General features: G+C 64.2%; 26 protein-coding genes. 11 read left to right on the top strand and 15 right to left on the bottom strand.

The features are described from left to right. The first annotated feature begins 4 nt into the window (after positions 1 to 4). The 3 genes from K3163_RS12185 to pal all read left to right on the top strand — a co-directional run bounded on the left by K3163_RS12185 (position 5) and on the right by pal (position 2,782). Positions 5 to 772, top strand: coding sequence for a DEAD/DEAH box helicase family protein (locus K3163_RS12185; RefSeq protein WP_221427650.1), 768 nt, complete (start codon positions 5 to 7; stop codon positions 770 to 772). After that, complete coding sequence (gene tolB / locus K3163_RS12180) at positions 769 to 2,154, top strand: Tol-Pal system beta propeller repeat protein TolB (protein WP_221427651.1); 1,386 nt, start codon at positions 769 to 771, stop codon at positions 2,152 to 2,154. The genes K3163_RS12185 and tolB overlap by 4 nt, the downstream gene beginning before the upstream one ends. 115 nt (positions 2,155 to 2,269) lie before the next feature. Then, positions 2,270 to 2,782: a peptidoglycan-associated lipoprotein Pal gene (pal, locus tag K3163_RS12175; RefSeq protein ID WP_221427652.1), complete on the top strand. Its 513-nt coding sequence runs from the start codon at positions 2,270 to 2,272 to the stop codon at positions 2,780 to 2,782. A 48-nt stretch (positions 2,783 to 2,830) separates the two neighbouring features. Here the strand turns inward: pal and K3163_RS12170 are convergent, their stop codons facing one another. Beyond that, on the bottom strand, positions 2,831 to 2,986 hold the full coding sequence (locus K3163_RS12170; protein WP_221554396.1) for a hypothetical protein: 156 nt from the start codon (positions 2,984 to 2,986) through the stop codon (positions 2,831 to 2,833). A gap of 149 nt (positions 2,987 to 3,135) precedes the next feature. Between K3163_RS12170 and K3163_RS12165 the strand changes: the two genes are divergently transcribed. Both K3163_RS12165 and K3163_RS12160 read left to right on the top strand, forming a co-directional pair. Next, positions 3,136 to 3,669 carry a J domain-containing protein gene (locus tag K3163_RS12165; protein ID WP_221427654.1) on the top strand — a complete coding sequence of 178 codons (534 nt, stop codon included), beginning with the start codon at positions 3,136 to 3,138 and terminating at the stop codon, positions 3,667 to 3,669. A gap of 96 nt (positions 3,670 to 3,765) precedes the next feature. Then, on the top strand, positions 3,766 to 4,044 hold the full coding sequence (locus tag K3163_RS12160; protein ID WP_221427655.1) for a PilZ domain-containing protein: 279 nt from the start codon (positions 3,766 to 3,768) through the stop codon (positions 4,042 to 4,044). Between the two features lie 4 nt (positions 4,045 to 4,048). On the opposite strand, the gene K3163_RS12155 is transcribed toward K3163_RS12160, so the two are convergent. The 7 genes from K3163_RS12155 to pdeM form a co-directional block, all read right to left on the bottom strand. Further along, a complete protein-coding gene (locus tag K3163_RS12155; protein WP_221427656.1) occupies positions 4,049 to 4,831 on the bottom strand; it encodes an SDR family NAD(P)-dependent oxidoreductase in 783 nt (260 codons plus the stop codon). A 10-nt stretch (positions 4,832 to 4,841) separates the two neighbouring features. Continuing rightward, positions 4,842 to 5,639, bottom strand: a complete 798-nt coding sequence (locus tag K3163_RS12150) for an ATP-grasp domain-containing protein (RefSeq protein WP_345719733.1) — start codon at positions 5,637 to 5,639, stop codon at positions 4,842 to 4,844. A gap of 83 nt (positions 5,640 to 5,722) precedes the next feature. Continuing rightward, complete coding sequence (locus tag K3163_RS12145; RefSeq protein WP_221554395.1) at positions 5,723 to 7,036, bottom strand: cystathionine gamma-synthase family protein; 1,314 nt, start codon at positions 7,034 to 7,036, stop codon at positions 5,723 to 5,725. A gap of 248 nt (positions 7,037 to 7,284) precedes the next feature. After that, positions 7,285 to 8,694, bottom strand: a complete 1,410-nt coding sequence (locus tag K3163_RS12140) for an SLC13 family permease (RefSeq protein ID WP_221554394.1) — start codon at positions 8,692 to 8,694, stop codon at positions 7,285 to 7,287. A 163-nt stretch (positions 8,695 to 8,857) separates the two neighbouring features. Then, complete coding sequence (locus K3163_RS12135) at positions 8,858 to 10,012, bottom strand: DUF547 domain-containing protein (RefSeq protein ID WP_221554393.1); 1,155 nt, start codon at positions 10,010 to 10,012, stop codon at positions 8,858 to 8,860. Between the two features lie 248 nt (positions 10,013 to 10,260). Then, positions 10,261 to 10,779 carry a translation initiation factor IF-3 gene (gene infC, locus K3163_RS12130; RefSeq protein WP_090477735.1) on the bottom strand — a complete coding sequence of 173 codons (519 nt, stop codon included), beginning with the start codon at positions 10,777 to 10,779 and terminating at the stop codon, positions 10,261 to 10,263. A 100-nt stretch (positions 10,780 to 10,879) separates the two neighbouring features. Continuing rightward, complete coding sequence (gene pdeM / locus K3163_RS12125; RefSeq protein WP_221427660.1) at positions 10,880 to 11,581, bottom strand: ligase-associated DNA damage response endonuclease PdeM; 702 nt, start codon at positions 11,579 to 11,581, stop codon at positions 10,880 to 10,882. 45 nt (positions 11,582 to 11,626) lie between these two features. Between pdeM and hemF the strand changes: the two genes are divergently transcribed. Together hemF and K3163_RS12115 are read left to right on the top strand one after the other, a co-directional pair. Then, positions 11,627 to 12,484 (top strand): oxygen-dependent coproporphyrinogen oxidase, encoded by an 858-nt coding sequence (gene hemF, locus K3163_RS12120; protein WP_221554392.1) that lies wholly within the window; start codon positions 11,627 to 11,629, stop codon positions 12,482 to 12,484. Then, positions 12,475 to 13,332 carry a Rieske (2Fe-2S) protein gene (locus K3163_RS12115; protein WP_221554391.1) on the top strand — a complete coding sequence of 286 codons (858 nt, stop codon included), beginning with the start codon at positions 12,475 to 12,477 and terminating at the stop codon, positions 13,330 to 13,332. The genes hemF and K3163_RS12115 overlap by 10 nt, the downstream gene beginning before the upstream one ends. Before the next feature lie 37 nt (positions 13,333 to 13,369). Here the strand turns inward: K3163_RS12115 and K3163_RS12110 are convergent, their stop codons facing one another. The 4 genes from K3163_RS12110 to K3163_RS12095 all read right to left on the bottom strand — a co-directional run bounded on the left by K3163_RS12110 (position 13,370) and on the right by K3163_RS12095 (position 16,887). Beyond that, positions 13,370 to 13,486, bottom strand: coding sequence for a DUF2474 domain-containing protein (locus K3163_RS12110; RefSeq protein ID WP_221554390.1), 117 nt, complete (start codon positions 13,484 to 13,486; stop codon positions 13,370 to 13,372). Next, a complete protein-coding gene (gene cydB / locus K3163_RS12105) occupies positions 13,486 to 14,481 on the bottom strand; it encodes a cytochrome d ubiquinol oxidase subunit II (protein WP_221427664.1) in 996 nt (331 codons plus the stop codon). The genes K3163_RS12110 and cydB overlap by 1 nt, the downstream gene beginning before the upstream one ends. Then, complete coding sequence (locus K3163_RS12100) at positions 14,481 to 15,923, bottom strand: cytochrome ubiquinol oxidase subunit I (protein ID WP_221554389.1); 1,443 nt, start codon at positions 15,921 to 15,923, stop codon at positions 14,481 to 14,483. Before K3163_RS12100 ends, cydB begins: the two co-directional genes overlap by 1 nt. A 73-nt stretch (positions 15,924 to 15,996) precedes the next feature. Further along, positions 15,997 to 16,887, bottom strand: a complete 891-nt coding sequence (locus K3163_RS12095) for a glycoside hydrolase family 16 protein (RefSeq protein ID WP_221554388.1) — start codon at positions 16,885 to 16,887, stop codon at positions 15,997 to 15,999. A 179-nt stretch (positions 16,888 to 17,066) separates the two neighbouring features. On the opposite strand from K3163_RS12095, the gene K3163_RS12090 reads away from it, so the two are divergent. The 4 genes from K3163_RS12090 (at position 17,067) to K3163_RS12075 (ending at position 22,573) form a co-directional block, all read left to right on the top strand. Beyond that, entirely contained in the window at positions 17,067 to 18,992 is a 1,926-nt protein-coding gene (locus K3163_RS12090; protein ID WP_221554387.1) for a M1 family metallopeptidase, read from the top strand. 92 nt (positions 18,993 to 19,084) lie between these two features. Then, positions 19,085 to 20,068: a hypothetical protein gene (locus tag K3163_RS12085; protein WP_221554386.1), complete on the top strand. Its 984-nt coding sequence runs from the start codon at positions 19,085 to 19,087 to the stop codon at positions 20,066 to 20,068. 49 nt (positions 20,069 to 20,117) lie between these two features. Further along, the gene (locus tag K3163_RS12080) at positions 20,118 to 22,211 is read left to right on the top strand and encodes a RelA/SpoT family protein (protein WP_221554385.1); all 2,094 of its coding nucleotides are present in this window, start codon (positions 20,118 to 20,120) and stop codon (positions 22,209 to 22,211) included. Beyond that, entirely contained in the window at positions 22,208 to 22,573 is a 366-nt protein-coding gene (locus K3163_RS12075; protein ID WP_221427670.1) for a VOC family protein, read from the top strand. The genes K3163_RS12080 and K3163_RS12075 overlap by 4 nt, the downstream gene beginning before the upstream one ends. On the opposite strand, the gene K3163_RS12070 is transcribed toward K3163_RS12075, so the two are convergent. The 3 genes from K3163_RS12070 to K3163_RS12060 are packed head-to-tail and all read right to left on the bottom strand — an operon-like array spanning position 22,570 to position 24,403. Beyond that, positions 22,570 to 23,019 (bottom strand): hypothetical protein, encoded by a 450-nt coding sequence (locus K3163_RS12070; protein ID WP_221554384.1) that lies wholly within the window; start codon positions 23,017 to 23,019, stop codon positions 22,570 to 22,572. The genes K3163_RS12075 and K3163_RS12070 overlap by 4 nt on opposite strands. Next, positions 23,016 to 23,333 carry a DUF1905 domain-containing protein gene (locus tag K3163_RS12065; RefSeq protein ID WP_221554383.1) on the bottom strand — a complete coding sequence of 106 codons (318 nt, stop codon included), beginning with the start codon at positions 23,331 to 23,333 and terminating at the stop codon, positions 23,016 to 23,018. Before K3163_RS12065 ends, K3163_RS12070 begins: the two co-directional genes overlap by 4 nt. Further along, entirely contained in the window at positions 23,330 to 24,403 is a 1,074-nt protein-coding gene (locus K3163_RS12060) for a peptidylprolyl isomerase (protein WP_221554382.1), read from the bottom strand. The genes K3163_RS12065 and K3163_RS12060 overlap by 4 nt, the downstream gene beginning before the upstream one ends. Positions 24,404 to 24,488: the final 85 nt, after the last annotated feature.

Below are 24,488 nucleotides of genomic sequence, written 5' to 3'. Positions count from 1 at the left end.
CACCATGGAGAGGCTTGGCATACACGGAGATGAGCGCACGGGGCTGATCGTGGCCCTCGCGCTGCATTTGCTGTTGCTGGCTGCCATCACCATCCAGGCCCTGTTTCCCGCGCCTCCCATCCCGCGAACCGAGCGTATGACGGTGAGCCTTGCAGAGGATGTCGGGCTTGAAGATACCGCGCCCGATCCGGTGCCGGAAAGCCGTGCAGCCATCGCACCCGAACTCGCCGACACGCCGGCTCCCGTCCCGGAGCCGCTCGAAGCGCCCAGCCAGCCTGTCGTCCAGCGACCCACGACGCGCGACGCCGCGCCGCGCCCGCAGACGCCGCGCCGCCAGCCGGAAGCGCAGCCCACCGAAAAGCCGCGCGGCTCGCTCATCGGTGACAACTTCCTTGCCGGGTCTGGGGGCAGCACCACGACGAACGAGACGCGCACGCCCGCATCTCAGATCGGTGCAAGCACCAAGGCATCGCTCGTCCAGGCCATCGCCCGCGAGATCAAGCCGCACTGGCAGCCTCCTGCAGGCCCCGATGTCGAGCAGATCACCACTTTCCTCCGCTTCCGTCTCAATGCCGACGGAACGCTCGCCGGCCGCCCCACAATCGTGAGGCAGACCGGCATCAACGACACCAACCGGGCGCAGGCCGGTCGCCATGGCGAACAGGCCATCCGAGCCGTGCAACTGGCTGCCCCATTCGATTTGCCTGAAGAGTATTACGAGGCCTGGAAGGTGGTAGGACCCTTCGGCTTCGACTGGAGACTAGCACAATGAAAAAAGCCCTGATCGTAACGCTCGCATTCGTGGCGGCGCCGCTTGCCGCCCAGAACCAGGACCTGGGTGAGCCCATGGCCGAGGGCCAGGATGTCGAGACGATCGAGGAAGAGCAGGGCCTGACCGGCTCGGTCAGCTTCGAGGGCAATCTCGACGATCTGGGTATCGCGATCCCCGCCTTCGCGACCGACCGCAATACGGCCACTCCCGCCAATGCCAATGGTACCGAGGCGCTCGGCGTCGAGCTTGCCCGGGTGATCACGGCGAACCTGCGTAACAACGGCCTCTTCAAGCCGACCGGCCCCGACAGCCTGCCGCGCCCGAGCTACGACAACATCACCGATCCGGTCTGGTCGACCTGGGGCGTGCGCGGTGCGGAAATGCTCGTGCACGGTTATGTCCGCGCGCGCAGCGACGACCGGCTCACGGTCGGCTGCTATCTCTACGACATGGCGCTGCAGCAGCGGCTCGTCGCCGAGGGCTGGGTGGTCTCGCCCGCCGACTGGCGCCGCGCGGCGCACAAGTGTTCGGACCTGATCTATGCGCGCCTGACCGGCGAGAGCCCGTTCTTCGACAGCCGCATCGCATATATCGCCGAGACCGGTCCCAAGGATAACCGCACCAAGCGTCTCGCCATCATGGACAGCGACGGCGCGAACCACCGCTTCATCACCACGGGCCGCTCGACCGCGCTCACGCCGCGTTATTCGCCAGACTACAAGCAGCTCGTCTATCTCAGCTATGTCGACGGCAACCCGCGCATCTATGTCTACGACATCGGCACCGGCCGCCAGACGCTGGTTACACAGAGCGACAACCCGACCTTCGCCCCGCGCTGGAGCCCCGATGGCCGCTGGATTCTCTATTCGATGGCTGTAGGCGGCAATACCGACATCTACCGCGTTTCGGCGAACGGCGGGCGCAGCGAACGCCTGACCGATACGCCCGGCATCGACATCGGCGGTTCCTATTCGCCCGATGGCAGCCGCATCGTGTTCGAGAGCGACCGCTCGGGCAGCCAGCAGATCTACGTCATGGATGCAGACGGCTCGAACCAGCGCCGCCTGTCGTTCTTCGGTGGGCGTTCGGCGACGCCCGAATGGAGCCCGCGCGGCGACCAGATCGCTTTCACGCACATTGCCGGCGACTTCAACGTGGCCGTGATGAACCCCAATGGTCGCGGTTTCCGCAAGCTGACCAATGGCTGGCAGGACGAGGCTCCGACCTGGGCGCCCAACGGCCGCATCATCCAGTTCTTCCGCACTGCGCGTAATACCGGTGCGACCTCGCTCTGGCAGGTCGACCTGACCGGCGATAACGAGCGTCGCCTGCCCACGCCGGTCGACGCTTCGGACCCGGCCTGGGGACCGATCCTGCCGTAAAAGCATTCAAGATTTCGTGGGGACGAAAAAAGGGGGTGCACCCGAACCGTCGGGCGCGCGCTCCAAAAATCGGGGGCAAACCGATTTCCACCGCTGTTTATAAGGGGACAGCATCATGAATACCCGTGTTGCAACTGCTGTAATGCTCACCTCCGCTCTCGCCCTGGCAGCCTGCCAGAAGAAGGCACCCGAAGAGCTTCCGCCCGCACCGCAGGCCACTGCGACGCCGGCGCCTGCTTCTACGCCGACCGGCCCTGCCGTCGGCAGCATGGAGCACTTCATCGCGGCCGTCGGCCAGGCGAATACGGTCGTCTACTTCGACACCGACCGCTACAACATCGATGCCGAAGACAGCGCCAAGCTGCAGACGCAGGCGCAGTACTTCAGCCAGTACCCGCAGGTGAACTTCACCATCGAAGGCCACACCGACGAACGTGGTACGCGCGAATACAACCTCGCGCTCGGCGAGCGTCGTGCCAATGCGGCGAAGAACTATCTCGTGTCGCTGGGCATCCCGTCGAGCCGCATCCGTACCGTCAGCTTCGGCAAGGAGCGCCCGGTTGCACTCGGTTCGAACGAGAACGCGTGGGCACAGAACCGCCGCGCTGCGACGATCACCATCAACTGATCTGATGTGCTGGAGGGGCCGGCCTTGCGCCGCGCCCCTCTGGTTCGCTTACTGGGCGATGCTGATGTCGAAGACGGCGGCGTGATTGACGCGCGCGCTGCGCTCCGCATCGGAGTGGCCCATACCCGCGAAACTGGTCGAAAGCGCGAAGATCGACATGCTCAGCACGGCGAGCGTCGCGGAAAGACTAAGCTGTTTGCTCATGACGGGACCTGTAGATCGCTATTCGTTAAACAATGTTTGCAATGCAACATTTCGATTTGAAACTGGTTCCCACAAGCTTGCACGAGACGCCAGCATCCCTAGATTGACCGCGATGCCGGCTCGACCAACGACTTCTGGACACGCAGGACATGCCTAAGGCCCGTCGTTCCAACGACTGGGGCTTTCCCCGCTGGCGTGGCTATGACGAGGGCCGCGAGGCCGCGACAGTGCGCCTGTGCGACCGGCACGGCTGCGAGGAGAAAGGCGATTGCCCGGCTCCCAAGTCTCCCAACAGCCCGGAGCGCTGGTATTTCTGCCAGAAGCATGCGGCCGAATACAATTCCAAGTGGGACTACTTCGAAGGCCTCGACAAGGCGGAGAAGGAAGCGCGTGCCAAGTCCGAAAAGGCCGAGAATGCCGGCTATGCCGAGGCGCAGCATTATGGCTGGGGCGGTTCGGGAGACGGATCCCGCAGCGCAGACGAAATGCGCGCGCTAGAGATCCTCGAACTGGAAGCGGACGCCGATTTCGCGGCGATCAAGAAAGCCTGGCGGGTCAAGGCCAAGGCCGTCCATCCGGATGTGAAACCGGGCGACGAGGAAGCGGCCGAACAATTCCAGAAATACCAGCTGGCCTACGAGGTGCTGAAATCGGCCGAAGAACGGCGCGAGTGGAAGGGCTGACAATCGCCCACCTCGAAAATTGTAAATTTTCGACAAGGCGGTGTTAACCGCTTTTTTTCAATTCTCGCGTATGTCCGACCTCATCTCGGAGGCTTTATGCAGGTTCGTGCAAACAATCGACAGGGGACCAACATCGTCCTCAATTGCCGCGTCCCGGTTCGCCGCGCGCAGGCGCTTTTGTGCGACATCTCGCACACGGGATGCCGGATCGAGCTGTTCGACTCCGCCGTCAACAAGGGCGCGACCATCTTTTTCGAGATCGACGAGAAGAACGAATTTGCCGGCCAGGTCGTCTGGGTCCGCGGCAACGAGGCAGGCATTCGCTACATGCACAAGCTGAGCCCGGCAGCCCAGCAGGTCCTCGAACTCGCCTAGGCGATCAGGTCGCGATCTTCGGATCGGGATTGTCGTTCCACCAAGCCACATCGCTGAATGGCCTCAGGTCGAGCTCGTGCGTCCAGCAATTGCGCGGCTGCTGCGACAGGTGCCAGAAGGTCTCGGCAACGGCAGTCGGATCGATGACGCCGTCCTCGCCTTTCGACGCCTTGTAGGCCTCGAAGCGGTCACCCAGTAGCTTGCCTAGCGTATCGGGCGCATCGACCGAACCGTCGACCACGATATGGGCGACATGAACTCCCTGCGGTCCGAATTCGGCATTGAGCGTCTGGCACAGCATCCGCCTTCCGCCCATCGCAGCGGCATGGCTGTGCTGGCCGGCATTCCCCCGCACCGCGGCAGTTGCCGAGGTCACCAGAATGCTGCCCCTGCCACGCTCGACCATGCGGGGCGTGACGGCATGAGCGAGGCGGAACAGCCCGAAGCAGCCGAGCCGCCAGCCGAGCTCGAAGGTGCGATGCGGGGTATTATCCAGCGTGCGGTTTCCGATCTGCGCGCCGAGGTTGTAGAGCACGGTATCGATAGCGCCGATCTCGCTCTCGGTCCGCTCGACCAGTTCCTCGATAGTCCCGTCCGCCGACGCATCGAGCAGCGTGCCGGAGGCTTTCCCGCCAGCATCCTCGATCTGCGCGACCAGCTTCGCCAGCCCCTCCTCGTCCGACCTCCTCGCGAGCACGGCGTGGTAGCCACCTTGGGCGAAGCGCGCCGCCGCGTGCCCGCCGATACCGGCCCCCGCGCCGATGACCAGGAATACCTTGTCCGCCATTTCCGTCTCCTCACAGTCGGGCGAGGATAGCCTTTGCCAGCCGTGCACCCAGGCCCGGGCCCTGCTCGGGATAGAGATAGGGCTCGATCGCCTCTGCTTCCATTACGGCGAGTTCGCCCGAAGGTAGCCGCGCCATGTCGATGCGGCAGTAGAGCAGGTCGTCGAAGGGCAGGGCAGCTACGATTGCCTCTGCACCGGCAAGATCGGCTTGCGACGGGGTGAAATCGGTCTCGTATCCTCCGTAGAGCGACTGGATACGGTAGTCGCCGGGGCCTGCTCGTTTTGATACGCCGTGGCTGAATTCGCCGTCGATGAAGACGAAAGTGTATTCACCTTCCTCGAGGATGCTCGGGAGGAAGGGCTGGACCATGCAGGGGCGGCCCATCGTCCAGTCCTGCGCGGGCAGGTTATCGCGGCTGAAGCTGAACTGCCCGAGGCCGCCGGCCCCGACCTGGCGCTTCACGACCACGCGGTCGGTACCGAACCTGCTCATCGCCGCGACAATGTCGCCCTGTCCGGCATCGTCGAGCCAGAGTGTCGGCACGGTGGCCGCTCCGCTCTGTTCGAGTGCGCGCAAGTAGCGCTTCTCGCTGTTCCACCGCACGACCTTGGAAGGATTGCAGACCGTGACGCCGCGCTCTTCCAGCGCATCCAGCTTGGCGAGGAACTCGCGAGGGTGATCCTGGTAATCCCAGGCGGTCCCGAGCAGGACGAGCGCGATATCGGCGAAGTCCTCGACCGGCGCGCGCCAGTCGATCTCGACCAGCTCAAGCCCCGCCTCTTCGAAAGCGGGGCGCAGGGCATTCACCTCGATATCATGCTCGAAAGCATCACCCCGCCGGGGACCGTCCCCCGGCAGGGTGTCTGCACAGGCAAGGAAGCCTATGCGGGTCAGACCGCCTCCAGCGCCTGTTCGAAGTCGGCGATGAGGTCGTCCGGGTCCTCGATGCCGATCGAGATACGCACGAGGTTGTCCGAGATACCTAGCTCTGCACGGCGGCCTTCGGCGACCGAGAGGTGGGTCATCGAGGCCGGGTGGCTCGCCAGCGTTTCGGTTCCGCCGAGGCTGACGGCGAGCTTGGCGATCTTGAGCGCGTCGAGGAAGCGGAAGCATTCCGCCTCGCCGCCCTTCAATAGCAGCGAGAAGGTCGAGCCTGCGCCCTTGCAGTGACGGTCATAGATGTCCTGCTGGCGTGCGTCCTTGATCATGCCGAGATAGCCGAGGCCTTCGACCTTGGGGTGCTTGGCGAGGTATTCGCAGACCTTCTCCGCATTCTCGCCCGCGCGCTGCATGCGCAGTTCGACGGTCTCGAGGCTGCGGCACAGCATCCATGCGGTGTTGGGATCGCAGATGCCGCCCATGGTGTTGCGCAGCATGCGGATCGCATCGATGAAGCGCTTCTTGCCCGAAACGCTGCCTGCGACGAGGTCGGAGTGGCCGCCGACATACTTGGTCAGCGAGTAGACCACGAGGTCCGCGCCATGGTCGAGCGGGCGCTGCCACAGAGGGCCGAGGAAGGTGTTGTCGATCGCGATCGAGCACTTGTCCGGGTCGAAGTGCGCATCGCGTGCGTCGCGCACCGCTTCGATATCGACCAGCGCATTCGTCGGGTTGCCCGGGCTTTCGAGGTAGATCATCGGCACTTCGCCGCCCTTCTCCTCGGCGAGCGCCTTGGCCTTGACCATCACTTCGTCCAGCTGTTCGCGCGTCGCGCCGGCGGGGAAGTCGATGAAGCTGACGCCGTATTTCGCCATGGTCTTGGCGATGAAGCCTTCCGACGCCGCATAGAGCGGGCCCGAGTGGACGATCACGTCGCCCGCCTTGCAGGCCGCCAGCAGCAGCACGGCGATGGCGGTCATGCCGCTGGAAAACGACAGGGCTTCTTCCGCGCCGTCCCACACCGCGAGACGATCTTCGAGGATCTCCTGGTTCGGCGCGTTGAAGCGCGAATAGACGAGGCCGTCAGCGCCGCCCGGTCGCTTGCCGGTGATGCCTTCGAAGTGGCGCTTGCCGTCGGCAGCGCTGGGAAAGGCGAAGGTCGAGGTAAGGAAGATCGGAGCCTTGAGGCTGCCTTCCGAAAGGGTCGGGTCGAAGCCGTGACCCATCATCAGCGTGCTGGGCTTGAGTTCGCGGCCCTTGATCTTGGGGATTTCGCGCTTGGGAGCCATGCGCGGCGAAGTGGGATCGATATCCTTAGTGCTCATCTTGCGGAGCATCCTTCCTGCATAACGCTCCCAGGAAGGCGGGAGCCGGTAGAACCGCCGCGTGGCTCCCGTTCCTAACCTCCGCAGGAACGCCTCTCCACTGGCGGGATTGCGCCCCTCCCATATGCCCGCGCGGAGTTGGTTTCAACTGCGACGATCCCGGCAGGGTGGAAGACTTGGATCGGAGGGCGCAGGGCAGCTTATCGCGCACGCTAAAGAGCCTCGCCATCCGGCACGAAAACCGCTTGTCAGACGATTGCCGCGATGCCCCAGACGACTGCCACGATCATGAAAATCCCGACCAGGTCGAGCAGTATGCCGGCCTTCACCATGCGCTCGATCCGGATGCGTCCGGTCGACCATGCGATGGCGTTGGGGCCGGTCCCTGCGGGCAGCATGAAGCCCCAGCTCGCGGCAAGCGCGGCGGGCATGGCAAGCAGCACCGGATCGACGCCGAGCGCGACCACCAGCGCCGCTACCACCGGAATGATCGCGCTGGCCGTCGCGACGTTGCTCGCGAACTCGGTGATCAGCACCACCATGGCGACAATCGCGACGGCGACGAGGAAGAGCGGCCAGGCTTCGAGCGGGAGCAGCGCATTGCCGAGCCATTCGGCAAGCCCGCTCGCGCCCATTCCCGCTGCCAGCGCCAAGCCGCCGCCGAACATCATGATCACGCCCCACGGCGCGCGGTCGGCTTCCTTCCAGAGGAGCAGGGGGCGACCCGTGCCGTCGGGCAGCAGGAACAGCGCGAGGCTTGCGATGATGGCGATTGTGCCGTCGGTCCACGAACCTTCGGGAAGGTAGGGCGCGACCAGCAGGCGCGTCATCCACGCAAGGAATGTGATGGCGACGACCACCAAAAGGCGGCGCTCGGCCGTGCCCATAGGTGTCTCGTCGACGATGGCCGCGCGCGCCGCCTCGACATCGAAAGGATGGGCCGACACGTGCTGGACCTTCGAGATCAGGAAGGCCGCGAGCGGCACGCCGAGGAGAACGATCGGAAGGCCGTAGAGCGTCCACTGCGCAAAGCTGATCTGCGCGCCGATCATCGTGTCGAGCAGGCCGACCGCAATCGCATTGGTCGGCGATCCGACCAGCGTGCCCAAGCCGCCGATGCTCGCGGCAAAGGCGATGCCCATCGGCAGCGCGCCCGCAAGACCCTCGCGCTCGTCGGCGGCAAGGCCGGCACCTGCCAGCACGGCCATCGCCATCGGCATCATGATGAGCGCGGTGGACGTGTTCGAGATCAGCATCGAGAGGATGGCTGCCGCGATCATGAAGGCGAGCAGCAATCCGGTCTGCCCGCCGCGCCCGTGCAATGCGTTGAGGATCGCCAGCGCGAGCCTCTTGTGCAGCCCTGTCCGTTCGATGGCGAGCGCGATGAATGCACCGCCCAGAAGCAGGAAAAGGATCGGCGAATAGTAGGCGCTCGCCGTCTCGCGCGCATTCATCACCCCGGCAAAGGGCAGGACGAGGAACGGCATCAGCGCGGTCGCGGTGAGCGGCAGCGCCTCGGTCATCCACCATGCTGCCATCAGCACGACGAGCCCGGCCACGATCATCGCCTCGCGGCTCATCCCTGCGGGCAGGGGCGCGAGAATCGCCAGAACGAGCGCCAGCGTGCCGAGAGTGAAACCGATCCCCTTGGGCGTCATTCCACAAGGACTAGCACGCGGATGCCGTAGCGCAATTTCACAGGGCAGGTTTTACCAAGGCGATACCTTCTGGAAGCCGCCGCTTTTCGGTCCGTAGAGAATGGCTGCGGTAGCGGCGTCGACCGTGCCGGAGACGGTTTCGACGCCTCCGGCTCGGCCTCGATTACTCGACTTCGGGAGCAGGCGGCGGCGTTTCTTCAGCGCCGGTCGGCGGCAGCACGATGACACGGCCGCGCAGCAGGCCTTCGCGGCGCAGCTTCTCGAGCTTCTCGCCGCGTTCGATCATGAGGCGTGCGATCGAGGGTGTGATGCGCGTACCTTGTGCATTACCGTCGCTCAGGATGGTGTTGTAGACCGGCTCGCGCTCACCGCCGGCAAGGTCCGCGACCGTGTCGACATAGGTGTTGACCTTCACGCCGGGCTTGCTCGCGATCAGGCCTTGCACATCTTCCTGCGCATGGCTCGAAAGGTGGGCCTTCAGGTCTGCGCCCATCTGCGGGAAGTAGAACGGGGCTGCCTCCTCGTAGATCGCCGAGACGAGCAGGTTGCTGCCGTAGGCTTCGACGCCGCGCAGCGAGTTCACGAATTCCTTCGCCGAGATGTCGAGCAGTTCGTTGATGTTCTGGCCGGTGTAGGCACGGCGCCAGATCGACGGGCCGCCGACTTCACCGCGGAAGAAGCCGTAGATCACATCCGGGCTGTTCCAGTTCGGGAAGACGATCTTGGTGCGGATGTCGCGCGGGCTCATCGCGACTCCGGCGACATTGATGAAGCGCGTCGTGTCGAGCGGGGTCTTGTCCGGACCGAGCTTGAGCCGCGAGGGCGAAGGCGCCGGATAGTTGAGCGCGATCTGCTCGATCACCGCGACATTGTGCAGGTTCATCCAGAAGGCGAGCTGCTCGTTGCGCGAGAGGCGCGTGATATCGGTTTCGCTGGCAATACGCTCGAGGTCGCGGCGGTATTCAGCCAGAGGAGCGACTGCTGCCTCGTCGAGGAAGGAGAAGACGACGCGGTTGCCTTCGAGGCGAACGCGGGAATCGTGGCCGTAGACGCGGCGCGTGCCGAGATTGGCGTCGGGACGGCGCTCACCCTGGCGGGTTGAGGGGCCCATGCGCAGGACCATGAACTCCAGCGCTTCGTTGAAGAAGCCGTAGTCGATCTGGGTGGTTTCGTCGGTGGGGCGCGGGGTGAAGCGGTCGAACTCCGCATCGGCAGCAGTACCGGACACGAAGACGGTCTGTTCGACCTGCGCCTGTGCGGGAACGGCGCTGGCCAGTGCGGCAACCGCTGCCATTGTTGCGATCGAACGGAGTTTCATGATGCAGTCCCTGGTAAATTGCTGTGATTGCTGAAGATGCAAATACTTCTGGATAACGCGGCAAGTATACTTGGCGCCATATAGGCACTCAATGTGGCCTGCCGATGACTGGATGCATTTCGTCGATGCAGCCCAAGAATTCATGACTTTCGTCGGAGAGGCCGTTTCCGCCTGGATTTCCGGGCTCCCAAGTGAAAAGGGCGGACCAACGGGCCCGCCCTTCTACGAATTCGAGATTTGCAGCGCGCTTATTTCGGCGCGAGCACCATCAGCATCTGGCGCCCTTCGAGACGCGGGAAGCTTTCCACCTTGGCGATTTCTTCCACGTCGTCGCGCACGCGGTTGAGGAGGTCCATCCCGAGCTGCTGGTGCGCCATTTCGCGGCCGCGGAAGCGCAGCGTGCACTTCACCTTGTCACCGTTCTCGATGAACTTCACGACGTTGCGCATCTTCACGTCATAGTCGTGCGTGTCGATGTTCGGGCGCATCTTGACCTCTTTGATGTCCTGGGTCTTCTGCGTCTTGCGCGCGAGGTTCGCCTTCTTCTGCGCCTCATAGCGATATTTGCCCACGTCGAGGAACTTGCACACCGGCGGGTCCGCATTGGGGCTCACTTCGACGAGGTTGAGGCCCAGTTCATTGGCCTGCTCGGTCGCTTCGCGGGTGTACATCACCCCCAGGTTTTCGCCTTCGTGATCGATCACGCGGACCTTGGGGACATTGATCATGTTGTCGTAGCGCGGGCCGCTTTTCACGGGCATTTGCATGCTGCGCCGGGGGGGACGGGCTATGGGGCAATCTCCTGATTCTGCCGTTTGTGTTGGTGGTTATGTAGGGTGAAACACCGCAAATCGCTAGTGGCGAAAACTAGGCAGCCTTCCAAAGCGGGAAGCGGGCGAGTTTTCCCTTGGCCGGAACCACTGCATCGATACGGTCGGCAGGCTGCAACGCCTTGAGAATTGCCGGGTCGGCGGCGTTCATTCCGCCAGTGTAGGCCCCGAAGGCGGGCAGGATCATGCGGCCCGAAGGCTTTCCGTCCGCGCCCTCGTTCGCGCTCACTACCGCGCAGGGGCGGCGGATCATGCGCTGGCGGACCTTCACCTGGAGACGCGGATGGTAGTGGCCCGACAGCTCGGGACGGGTCTCGCCCTTCTTCGCGCGGTGGCGCAGGATCGTGCCGCCGATCTCGAGCTCTTCGGCAAGCGTGCCTCCGCAGCGCGCTTCCATGTCGGGATCGTGGTTGCCGGTGATCCAGACCCAGTCGACTGCCTTGGTCAGCGCCTCCAGCATGCCGCATGCGTGCGGCTCGAGACGCGCCGAGCCTTCCGAATCGTGGAAATTGTCGCCCAGCGTGATCACGCGCCGCGCGCCGGTCTCGCGGATGGCCAGCGCCACTCGCTCCAGCGTCTCGCGACTGTCGTAGGGCGGGATCATCTGCCCGTGGCCGGCGAAAAAACTACCCTTTTCAAGATGCAGGTCGGCGACCAGCAACGCGCGCTCGCGCGGCCAGTAAAGCGCACGGCCTTCGGTGAGGAGCCATTCCTCGCCAGCGAACGAAAGGGGAACCATGCGCCGCTATTGCCGCCTGCGCGCAGCAATGGCAAGGGCCTATGCATGACCGACTGGACTAGCCAAACCGATACTGCCCGTACCTGGTTCGAAACACTGCGCGACCGCATCTGCGCCGAGTTCGAGAGCATCGAGCGCGAGGCGGGCAGCGATGCCGCGTTCCAGTACGACAGCTGGCAGCGCGAGGAAGAAGCTAACGAGGACCCGGGCGGCGGTACGCGCGGGTTGATGAAGGGCAAGGTGTTCGAAAAGGTCGGCGTCAACGTCTCGACCGTGCGCGGCAATTTCGCGCCCGAGTTCGCCGGTTCGATCAACGGCGCTTCTCCGGACAACCCGGGCTTCACCGCGACCGGCATCAGCCTGGTCGCACACATGGCGAACCCGCACGTGCCCGCGGTCCACATGAACACGCGCTTCCTTACCACGCAGGCCGCATGGTTCGGGGGCGGGGCGGATCTCAACCCGCCGCTACCCTACGAAGAGGACACCGAGGATTTCCACGCGCGCTTCCGCGCCGCCTGCGCCGCACACAACCCGACCTATTACGAACGCTTCAAGAAGTGGGCGGACGACTATTTCTACATCCCCCACCGCGGCGTGCACCGCGGCGTAGGCGGCATCTTCTACGATCACCTCGAATGCGAGAACGGGGCAGCATTCGAGCGCAATCTCGCCTTCACGAAAGACGTCGGCGAGGCCTTCCTCGACATCTTTCCCAAGCTGGTCCGTCGCCGGATGGAGAGCGAGTTCACGCCGGAAGACAAGGCGCAGCAGCTCGAATGGCGCGGGCGCTATGCGGAGTTCAACCTCGTCTACGATCGCGGCACACTGTTCGGCCTGAAGACCGGCGGCAATATCGATGCCATCCTGATGAGCCTCCCGCCCGAGGCGACGTGGAGCTGACCGCAGCAGACCGCGCGGCCTTCGATGGCCGCCCGCGCGAGGTCGATTACGATCGGCGCGAGAAGCTCTATTACCTCGGCGAGTATCGCCGCGAGCTGCCCAACAGTCTCACCCGCATGATGGAGAATGCCTACGACTGGGAGCATCTTCCCTTCGTGCATCCCACGAGCTTCGCGGATATCGAGCTGGTCGAACAGGGCAGCTGGGGCTGGCGTTGCAAGACCGCGCTGCCCAACGCTGGCGGGACGCAGGCGGTAGAACTGCTCGTCGACAAGCCGCGCCACTATTGGGCGACGACAGTGGTCGAGGGGTTCGGGCAGGGCGTCGAAATCCATACGCAGGCGAGCGAGAACGGCCCTGACGGTATCGTGGTCTCGGTCAATTTCTACCTGCCGCAGCCGCCCGAAAGCGAGGCGCAGGGGCAGATGCTGCTGGCAGCGCTGACCCACCAGTATGCGACGCTCTATGACGAGGATCAGGCGCTGATGACGGGAAGGCAGGAGGCGCTCGACGCGTTTCGCAGTCGCGCTCCCTCCGACTTGTCGGCGGGCACCGTACTCGCCGAGATCACCGATCTGGACCGCGCGCAACCCAATGGCGTCGACCATGATGGAACGCCTCTCGTCATTCGCTGGCACGAAGGCGAGTGGATCGCCCATTCCGCTCTCTGCCCCCACATGCTCGGCCCGCTGGACAAGGCACCTGTCGAGGATGGAGCGGTCGTTTGTCCCTGGCACGGATACCGCTTCGCGCTGTCCGACGGCGAGGAAGAGCGGCGGCGGTGCGGCAGGTTGCCTGTGCTTGCGAGGCTCGAAGAGCAGGACGGACGGCTGGTGGTAGCGGCCTGATAACGGGGGCTACGTGCCTTCGCCCGGATCAGTGGTGTCAGGCGATCCACAACCTGAGCAGCCATGCCACCATGCCGAGCACGGCTACGCTGGCAGCCCAGATCCCGGCCATCCACGCCAGCCTCTTCCAGAGCGGGGCGGTAGGCTCTTCCATCAATGATAGCCCTCGTCGCCGACCTTGCCGCGGAACACCCAGTATGCCCAGGCGGTGTAGGCGAGGATCAGCGGCATGGTGATCGCGACCCCGATGAGCATGAAGACCTGGCTGCGCTCGGGCGCGGCGGCGTCCCAGATCGTCATGTCGGGCGGGACGACATAGGGCCACATGGTCACGCCGAGGCCGGCCATGCCGAAGAAGAACAGCGCGATCGACAGCCAGAAGGGCTTGGAGTTGCGATCGCGGGTGATCGCACGGATCAGCGATACTGCGATCAGCAAAGTGAGGATCGGGACCGGAGCGGCGAAGTAGATTTCCGGCGCCGTCAGCCAGCGTTCGGCATACTCGGCATTGAGGAAGACATTGTAGAGGCTCACCGCGCCCATCAGTACGACGGTCGCGCGCGCCGAGCGTAACGCAAGCCCGCGCGCATGTGCCTGTCCCTCGCCGTCGAGCTTCCAGATCAGCCACGTGCTGCCCAGCAGCGCGTATCCGGCGACCACCCCCAGTCCGCAGAGCAGCGTATAGGGTGTCAGCCAGTCGAACCAGCTACCCGCATAGGCGCGGTCGACCACTTCGACGCCCTGCAGCAATGCGCCCAGCGTCATGCCCTGCGCCATGGCCGCCATCAGCGAACCGCCGGTGAAGGCGAAGTCCCAGAACTTGCGATGGTTCGGATCGCGCCAGCGGTATTCGAAGGCGACACCGCGGAAGACGAGCCCAAGCAGCATGGCAATGATGAGCGGATAGGTCGCCGGCAGCACGACAGCATAGGCGAGCGGGAAGGCCGCGAACAATCCACCACCGCCCAGCACCAGCCAGGTCTCGTTGCCGTCCCAGACCGGCGCGATCGAGTTCATCGCGCGGTCGCGCTCGCGCCCGGGATCGAACGTCGGGAAGAGGATGCCGATGCCGAGGTCGAAGCCGTCCATCACGACATATGCGAAGACGGCGAAGGCGATGATGAAGGCCCAGATCGTCGTGAGGTCCATCACACGTCCTCCTTGCTGTCGGGCAGAGGCTCGTAGTGGCCCGGGTTCTGGGTCGGGCCCGGGGTTATGCCCGCGGTGCGGATCGGTCCGGTATCGCCGCGCTTCACGCCCAGCTCGCCAGCATGCGGGGTGTGGCTCATCAGGCGCAGGATGTACCAGACGCCGATCCCGAAGACGGTGAAATAGACCACGATGAAGGCAAGCAGCGATGCGGCGACTGCCGGCGCGTCGAGCGGGCTGGCGGCATCGGCGGTCCGCAGCAGGCCGTAGATCACGTAGGGCTGGCGGCCGACCTCGGTGGTGATCCACCCGGCCAGCACCGCGATGAAGCCAGAAGGCGCCATGACCAGCGCCGCGCGGTGCAGCCAGCTCCATTCGTAGAGCTTGCCCCGCCAGCGCGCGAACAGGCTCCACAGGCCCACGCCGAGCATGGCGAAACCGATGCCGACCATGATGCGGAAGGACCAGAAGACTATGCCGACCGGCGGCTCCTCGTCATCGGGAATGGTGTCGAGCCCTGCGAGAGGCGCGTCCGGATCGTGCTTCAGGATCAGCGAAGAGGCCTTGGGGATCTCGATCGCGTAGCGGACGGTCTTGGCCTCGCTGTCGGGAATGCCGAACAGGATCAGCGGCGCGCCGTCGGGATGACTGTCGTAGTGACCCTCCATCGCCATGACCTTTTGCGGCTGGTGTTCGAGCGTGTTGAGCCCGTGCAGGTCGCCCGCGAAAATCTGCAGCGGCGTGACGATTGCTGCCATCCACATCGCCATCGAGAACATCTTGCGCGCGTGCAGGTTCGCGCGGTCCTTTAGCAGGTGCCAGGCTCCGACGCCTCCGACCACGAAGGCGGTGGTCAGGTATGCCGCCATCACCGTGTGGACGAGGCGGTAGGGGAAGCTCGGGTTGAAGACGATGTCCCACCAGCTTTCACCGGGCAGGTACTGGCCGTTTGCCGCGATCTCGTAGCCGGTCGGCGTCTGCATCCAGCTGTTCACCGACAGGATCCAGAATGCCGAAACGAAGGTGCCCAGCGCGACCATGCAGGTGGCGGCGAAGTGCAGCTTCTTGCCCACGCGGTTCATGCCGAACAGCATCACACCGAGGAATCCGGCTTCGAGGAAGAAGGCCGTAAGCACCTCATAGGCCATCAGTGGGCCGATCACTGGCCCCGCCACGTCGGAGAAGACCGACCAGTTGGTGCCGAACTGGTAGCTCATCACGATCCCAGAGACGACGCCCATGGCAAAGGCGATCGCGAAGATCTTCAGCCAGTATTTGAACAGATCGAGGTAAAGCTGTTTCCCGGTCTTCAACCACAGCCCCTCGAGCACCATCAGGTAACTCGCGAGCCCGATCGAAAAGGCCGGGAAGAAGAAGTGGAAGCTCACCGTGAAGGCGAACTGGATGCGAGCGAGCGTAAGTGCGTCGAAAGCCTCGAACATGAGGACTTCCTAATGCAACTTTCGCCCCGACGCTAATCGCCAGCGATCACCACCTGTTGCGTTCTGTGCAATGTCACTCCGGCGCGTAGACCCGGACCCAGTCGACCAACATTTCCACCTCGCCGCGCTTGACCGCGTCGACGGTCTCCTGCGGAATGCCGTTGTACGGCTTCTCGATCCCGTTCGTCTTGAACGGATAGGCGCCGCCCATGGCGAAGTTGAGGATCAGGTACTTGTCGTTGTCGAAGCGCCAGTCGCCATAGTTTTCGACCATCGGCTTGGTCGCGCGGTAAAGCACATGGCCGTCGACCATGAAGTCGACTTTCTGGTCGGTCCACTCGACCGAATAGGTGTGCCAGTCGGTCACATCGAGGCCTTCGGGGAAGAAGAACTTGTTCACGATCGGGGTTTCGCCCGAATAGCCGGGGCCGTGGAGCGCCACGCCGATCCAGTCCTTCTCGCCGACATATTCCATGATGTCGATTTCGCCCGTGTCGGGCCACTTGCCGTTGCCGAGCAGCCAGAAGGCGGGCCAGACGCCGACATTGTCAGGGAGCTTGATGCGCGCTTCGGCGCGGCCATGAGTGAAGTCGAACTTGCCCTGGCTCTCGATCCGGCCCGAAACGAAGGGCGCGTTGCGATCCTTCTTGGGGTCGAAGCCCGGACGGAAGACGGGCTTCAGGACCAAGACGCCGCCATCTGCTCCCTCGACGCCGTCCCTGAACGCGATGGTGGAGGGATCATCGATATAGGCCTGCTGCTCGTTGTTGACCCAGAAATCGGTGCCGATGACGATCCACTTGTCGCGGTCGAGGCTGCCTGCATCGAATTCGTCGGCAAAGAGCAATTCGCGTTCCGGCGTCATGGCGTCGGCCAGCGCATCGCCGACAGCGTGTTCATGCGCCGAGGCAGCAGTACCCAGCGCAAGGGCGCAGGTCAGGGCAAGGGTCGAAAAACGGTTCATCTGGGCCTCTCCGGGTCGTTGTGAACGTTATCAATACGCAAAGTGGCGCGTTTTGAAAGTGCTTGGGTAGGTATTCAATGCGCAGGGTAGAAAGCTGTGCCGGGATGGTCGATAGAGCGCGCCGAGTCAAAATCGCATCGCCCGTCCGGGGCGAGCCATCAATCGGAAAGAGAACAACCATGCGTCGCCCCATTTCGAAAGTGGCCTCCGGCCTTGCCCTCCTGCTCGCCACCGCAGCCTGCACGGGCGCGACGAGCGAACCGGTCGTCTCGACTGCCATTCCGGAGCCGATGGTCTCTCCCATCCTGACGGGCCCCGAAGCGCTGGACACGCTGACCTATGCGCAACCGCAGGTCGCGCGTGTCACACACGTCGCGCTCGATCTCGAGCTAGACTTCGACGCCAAGGCGATCGGCGGCACTGCGACCCTCGACATTGCTGCAGGCGAGGACGCCGATGAGCTGGTGCTCGACAGCAACGGGCTGCAGATCACTGCGGTCACCGATGCGGCAGGACAGCCGCTCTACTTCCACACGGGTGACGGCACCGGCGAGACAGGCAAGGGCCTCCCGGTCTCGATCGCCATCGGCAAGGAAGCCGGAAGCCCGCGCCGGATCGTGATCACCTATGCCGCCGCGCCCGATGCGGCAGCGCTGCAGTGGCTCACCCCCGAGCAGACCGCGGGCAAGGTCCATCCCTTCCTCTTCAGCCAGGGACAGGCGATCCTCAATCGGACCTGGATCCCGACGCAGGACAGCCCCGGCATCCGCCAGACCTGGGAAGCGCGCATCACTGCTCCCAAGCCCCTCGATGTCGTCATGAGCGGTGTGGTGCAGGGCGAACCCGAGGACCTCGGTGACGGTCGCCGCGCATTTAGCTTCGTCATGGACAAGCCCGTCCCGCCCTATCTCATCGCGATCGCCGCCGGCGACATCGACTTCCGCGCGATCGGCCCGCGTACCGGCGTCTGGGCGGAGCCTTCGGTTCTGCCGCGCGCCTATGCCGAAGTCGCCGATACAGAGGAGATGGTTGTCGCTGCCGAGGCGCTTTACGGCGAATATCGCTGGGGCCGCTACGACATGATCATCCTGCCGCCCGCTTTCCCTTACGGCGGGATGGAGAACCCGGTGATGACTTTTCTCACGCCCACCTTCATCGCGGGCGACCGCTCGAACAACGGCCTCGTCGCGCACGAGCTGGCGCACAGCTGGTCGGGCAACCTCGTCACCAATGCGGTGTGGGGCGACAGCTGGCTCAACGAAGGCGTCACCACCTATTTCGAGAACCGCATCGTCGAGGCGGTCTACGGAAAGAAGCGCGCCGAACAGGAAGCAGCGCTGATGTACGCCAATATTCAGGAGGTACTGGCCGAGGTCGGAGCGGATGCTCCCGGCACGGCGCTTGCTACCGATGGCGAGTACCAGCTCGGCAGCGCGATCGCGTACGACAAGGGCGCATTCTTCCTGCGCACGGTCGAGCGCATCACCGGCAGGGAGCGGTTCGATGCATGGCTGCGCCAGTGGTTCGACAACCACGCATTCCAGCCCGCGACGAGCGAGATGTTCTATGAGGACATGATGGCCAACCTCGTGGCCGGCGATGCCGAGGCCGAGGCACTGATGCTGCGCGACTGGATCTTCGCGCCGGGCCTCCCGATCAATGTCGCCAAGCCCGATCCGGCAGCCTTCGCCGAAGTCGATGCGGCCGTGTCGGAGTACAAGGCATCCGGCCACATGCCCGCTGCCTATGCCGGCTGGACAGCCGCCGAACAGATGCGCTTCCTCGACAACCTGCCGGCAGAACTCTCGACAGACCAGCTGTCAGCGCTCGATCAGGCGCTGGGGCTGTCGCAGACCGGCAATAACGAGATCCTCTTCCTGTGGCTCGAGATGGCGCTGGAGAACCGTTACGAACCCGCTGTCCCGCAGGCCGAGGAATTCCTTGCCCGCGTCGGCCGCGCCAAGTTCGTCCGCCCGCTCTTCGCAGTGCTTTGGAACGAAGGCGAGTGGGGCCGCCCGATCGCAACGCGCATCTATGCGAAAACACGCGACAGCTATCACGCGGTGACGCGCGCGGGCGTCGACAGGGTGCTCGCCAGCGAATGATTGCGCGCGCTGCACGAAAGCGTGCAGCGCTTGCGATTGCCGGAAAGCGCCAGGGCCGGTATCTCCCTCCTGGCAAAAGAGGGAGATAGCTGGTGGCGCTTTCCGTTCGGGCACTTGGCGGCAGGGCCGCGGTTTTCTTCCTCCCGTTTCTCGCCATCCTTGCGGGACGGTTCGCGACCCATACTTCGCTTGCCGCCGAGCACCCGCGCACTGCCGCGCTCCTTTTCCTGTGGCTCTGCGCGGACGCGCTCGCGCTCGCCCTGATCGCCAAGGCGCCGAAGAACCGACCCGGCATTCGCGCCCTCCTCGGCGCGCTTGCCGCAGGCTGCATCGTCGCGACGATCGGCGCAGCGGCACCGGTTCGCGAGGCGCTGTTCGATATGCAGGCCGTCGCAATGGCCATGGGGCTGACGGTGCTGGCTTGGGCCGGCTGGAGCGTCTCGGTGCTCGTTCGTGATGTAAGGCGCGGTCGCTCACTTGCGTCTGCCGCGGAACAGGTATTCCCGCCGCAGCTGGTTGGGTTTGCGGCGAAGGAACTCGCGATGCTTCGCCTCGCGCTGCTGCGCTGGGGCGAGGCGCCCGATGTCCCGCCAGGTGCGCAAGGTTTTGCCTACCACCGCGTGATCAATCCGATGATCGCGACCTTCCTCGTGCTCCAGCTGATCGAGATCGTCGTCGTTGACCTGCTTGTCAGTCACTGGAGCGAGACCGCTGCACTGGTGCTGCTCGCGCTCGGCATCTGGGGCGCTCTGTTCATCGTCGCGCTGATGAAGGCCTTCCGCCTTTACCCGATCCTGCTTGAGGCAGGCCACGTGCGGGTGCGCTCGGGTTGGCTGATCGACATGCGCGTGCCCTTGGACGCGATCGAGCGCATAGAGCCTTCGATCAGCGATCCCGAGACGAAACGGCCCGATGTGCTGAACGCCGCGATCCTTTCGCATCCCAACATTATCCTGAAGCTCAAGCGCCCGCTCGAGCACAGCGGCTTCATGGGGCGCACCCGCCTGATCGAGCGCGTTGCCTTCCGTCTCGACCAGCCGGCACCGTTCATCGAGGCCCTCGAACAGAAATTCTGAGATTTTTGCGTTGCATTGCAGCACGCTTTGGCCACATCGTGGCTGAGAGATGCTGCGCCAGTACGAACTCGTAGAAAGGGTCCTCGAATACGACCCCGACGCCGACGAGGCGATGCTGAACCGTGCCTATGTCTACACGGTGCAGAAGCACGGCACGCAGACCCGCGCCAGCGGCGACCCCTATTTCAGCCACCCGGTCGAAGTCGCCGGCCTGATGACCGACCTCAAGCTCGACCAGGAGACCATCGCCACCGCGCTGCTCCACGATACGGTCGAGGACACGCTCGCCACGATCGAGGATATCGAGGCCAATTTCGGCAAGGACGTCGCGCGGCTGGTCGATGGCGTCACCAAGCTCTCGAAGATCGAGCAGATGCCCGAGAACGAGCGCGCGGCGGAGAACCTGCGCAAGTTCCTGCTCGCTATGAGCGAGGATATCCGCGTGCTGCTGGTGAAGCTGGGTGACCGGCTGCACAACATGCGCACGCTGCACTTCATCAAGAAGCCGGAGAAGCGCCAGCGCATCGCGCGCGAGACGATGGAGATCTACGCGCCGCTGGCAGAGCGCGTCGGCATGTACGAGTACATGCGCGAGATGCAGCTGCTCGCCTTCGAGCATATCGAACCCGAGGCCTTCGCCACCATCACCAAGCGCCTGCAGCAGATCCGCGACCAGGACGGCGGGCAGGTCGATGCCATCGCGCTCGACATGAAGCATGCGCTTGCCGAGGCGGGTCTCAGCGTCGAGGTGTCGGGCCGCGAAAAGCACCCCTATTCGATCTGGCGCAAGATGGCCGAACGCCACGTCAGTTTCGAGCAGGTGACCGACATCATGGCCTTCCGCGTGATCTGCGACGATGTCGCCGATTGCTATCGCGCGCTGGGTGTCCTGCACACGACGTGGCAGTTCCTTCCGGGCAAGTTCAAGGACTACATCTCGACGCCCAAGACGAACGGGTACCGCAGCCTTCACACCTCGCTGATCTACGGCAAGTCGATGCGCGTCGAGGTTCAGATCCGTACCCGCGAAATGCACCGCACCAACGAGTTCGGGCTGGCGGCGCACTGGGCCTACAAGCAGGACGAGCGGCCCGATGGCCAGGTGGGCTGGCTGCGCGACCTGATCGAAATCGTCGATGCCAGCCACGATCCCGAAGAGCTGCTCGAACACACGCGCATGGCGATCTACCAGGATCGCATTTTCGCTTTCACGCCCAAGGGCGCGCTGCACCAGCTGCCCAAGGGCTCGACCGCGGTGGATTTCGCCTTCGCAGTGCACACCGATCTCGGCGCGCAGACCGTGGGCGCGAAGATCAACGGGCGCCACATGCCGCTGCGCACACAGCTCGGCAATGGCGATGTGGTGGAGATCATCAAGGGCAAGAATGCCGAGCCGCAGATGAGCTGGCTCGGTTTCGTCGTTACCGGCAAGGCTCGCGCCGCGATCCGCCGTGCGGTGCGTCTGAAGGAGCGCAGCGAGATCGCCGATCTCGGCCAGAAGCTCTATGACGAGATCGTAACGCGCGTCCCTGCCAGGATCGGCAAGAAGGCGCTGCGCGATGCCCTGAAGCGGCTCGAGATGGAGGAGCCGGAAGACCTGTTCTACGCCATCGGCGCCGCGAATATTACCGACCGCGCCGTGATGGAAGCGCTGGTGCCCGGCTGCACAGAGGGCATGGCCGACGAGGACGACGAGTGGCTGCGCAGCGGCAAGAGCCTGTCGATCCGCGGCCTGACACCGGGTGTGGGCTACACGCTTGCCGAATGCTGCCACCCCGTGCCGGGCGACCGCATCGTGGGGCTTCGCCAGCAGGACAAGGCGGTCGAGGTGCACGCGATCGATTGCCACAAGCTCGCAACGGGCATCGACAGCGACTGGCTCGACCTTTCATGGGGTCGCCGTTCGCGCGGGGCGGTGGGCCGCCTGCGCGTGACGCTTTACGACCGGCCGGGTACGCTCGCCGAGATGGCGGGCATCTTCGCGCAGAACGCGGTGAACGTGAAAAGCCTCGAGCAGACCCAGCTCGACCACCCCTTCACCACTTACGAGGTCGACCTCGAAGTGGCCGACCTCGCGCACCTCACCCGCATACTCAGCGCGCTGCGCGCCAGCGATGCCATCGCACAGGCAGAGCGCGCATGAGCCTTCTCACCGGTATCGACCACGTCCAGCTCGCCATGCCGCATGGCGGCGAGCCGCATGCGCGCGATTTCTGGGGCGGCGTCATGGGGCTCAAGGAAGTCGCCAAGCCCGCGCATCTCGCGCTTAACGGAGGCTGCTGGTTCGAAGGCGAGGGGATCACGATCCACTGCGGCGTGGAGGATGCCTTCCTTCCCGCGCGCCGCGCGCATCCCGCGCTGTTGGTCGAAAACCTTGGCGCGCTCGTGGCGAAGCTCGAGGCTTGCGGGGTCGGATTCAAGGAAGGAAAGCCGCTCGAAGGCTACCGCCGCGGTGACATCCAGGATCCCTTCGGCAACCGCATCGAGCTGATGGAAAAGCTCTAGTCGCGGCTGGCGCGTACCAGTTCCGCGCGGTGACCCGGCAAGGTAAGTATCAGGCGCTCGCCGTTCACTTCCATCTCGGGCGAACCATAGGCGAAGCGGCCGAATAATATGTCATTGGGCCGCTCCGGGCATGCCTGCAGCGTACAAACGAGCATTCGATCTGAAGCCCCGGAAGGCAACTCGTCGTCGAAGCCGCATCCGTTGCAGCCATCATGGAAGCCGACAATCCTTCCCCAGCGAATACCGAGCGAATAACCGTCCTTGCGGACATCTACGCCGTCGATGGTCTCGAATTTCCATCCGCCATCTTCCTCGGGTGCGGCGATCAGGTGCCAGAGGGTTTCCCCTGGAGGCAGCGCAACACCGGAAATGCCAAAGACCAAGGCAAGTGCCAGGCCGCCAGCCGTAATCCAGGCCAGACGCCGGTGATGTTGGCCCCCGCTCACAGCAGCTCAAGCTCCAGCTCGACAGGATCGCCTTCGGCCAGGTCCTCGGCACGCATCACTTTCTTCGAGACCAGCAGTACCCACCCGGATTTTTCGCGCTGCGGGAAGACCGAGGTCTTCCATATCGTCCGACCGACGCTGGCCATGACCTTCACCGAGCCGAAGCCGCGCTGCTTGCCGAATTCGAGCCGTTGCAGCAGCGCATGGGCCGCGACGGCCTCGGCCGCCTCGCCGGTGATCGTGACGAGGTGATAGGTCCCGCGATCCCCCTGCCAGCGGCGCAGGGGGAGGGTGCAGGCAAGGCTCTCGCTCACTCGGCCACGCGGCGGATCGGCACGGTCACGTTGCAGACATCGGCGCCACCCGCAGGCACGTTGAAGAACGGATCGCGGCGGTTTGCGCGCGCTTCTGCATACCGAGCGAAAGTCTTGCTCCCGCTGTCGAGATACTCGAACAGCGGTTGTTCGGCCGCGTTCAGGTCGCTCGCCACGCGCACGGTAAGGATCGGTTTGCGGCGGCTCTCGTCTTCGTAGAACCCGAGCTGACCTTTGCCGCGCGGCAAGGACGAAAGGTGCTCGATCCCTTCGACAATCCGTCCGACCAGCGCGATGTTGCGATCGAGGTGGCGCGGAGCATGGCCGATGACCGTGTACAGTTCCGCCCCTGTTCCCGCATCGGGGGAATAGTTACGCCCCACGCCTACCATGCCGTAGCAATGGATCGGCCAGGCCTCCTTGAGGTCGGTCGCGTAGGGCCAGCCTTCATGGAAAGCCCAGGCGCGCGCATACGCGTCGTCGCTGAACTTTTGCCGGTCGTCATGTGAGGAGCGATAGACGTCATTGACCGAAAGCCCGTTCGCCTCACGAAAATTTTCCCAGAAGATACGGAATTGTCGCCTTCCGACGAATTGCTGATCCGCGTCCTCGAAGGACACCGCGTAGTCGTTCTCGTCCGTCTTTCCGAGACCGGCTGGAAGTTCCTTCGGTTCCCCTTCGGATTCCGGATTGTCGTAATTCGCATCGCCCCACTGGACGACGTAATTGTCCTGCACGCGGTTGACGGTGATGTCGTCATACCAGCCGCTGCGCGCGAAGGTGCGGATGTTGGCGGTCCAGGCCTCGCTGAACGGCGCGGGCATCAGCTGGATCACGACCTTGCGCTCGTTGCCCTCGGCGTCCGGTGCCAGCGTCATCACCAGCAGATCCTCTGGCGCAATGGGCACCCATTCTTCCGCATCGGCCTGTTCGACGATCTGGTTGGGACTGGGCGCGGGAATATTCGTTTGCGCTACCGCTTCGCTACTTGAGCGCGAATTCTCATCCTGTGCGGCGAGAGGAGCGGCGAGGGCCAGCGCAGCGGCTAGCGAAATCAGGTGCTTGGTCATGGGCAAGGACACTGCCAGCGCTTTGCCCAAAGAAAAACCCCCTCCCACGCGTTTTTAAGGGCGGGAAGGGGTTCTGTAGCGGTGT

The organism is Qipengyuania xiapuensis (genome assembly GCF_019711395.1).
GTDB classification, from domain to species: Bacteria; Pseudomonadota; Alphaproteobacteria; order Sphingomonadales; family Sphingomonadaceae; genus Qipengyuania; species Qipengyuania xiapuensis.
Note: the sequence above shows the minus strand (reverse complement) of the source record. Positions and strands in the feature narration are given on the sequence as shown.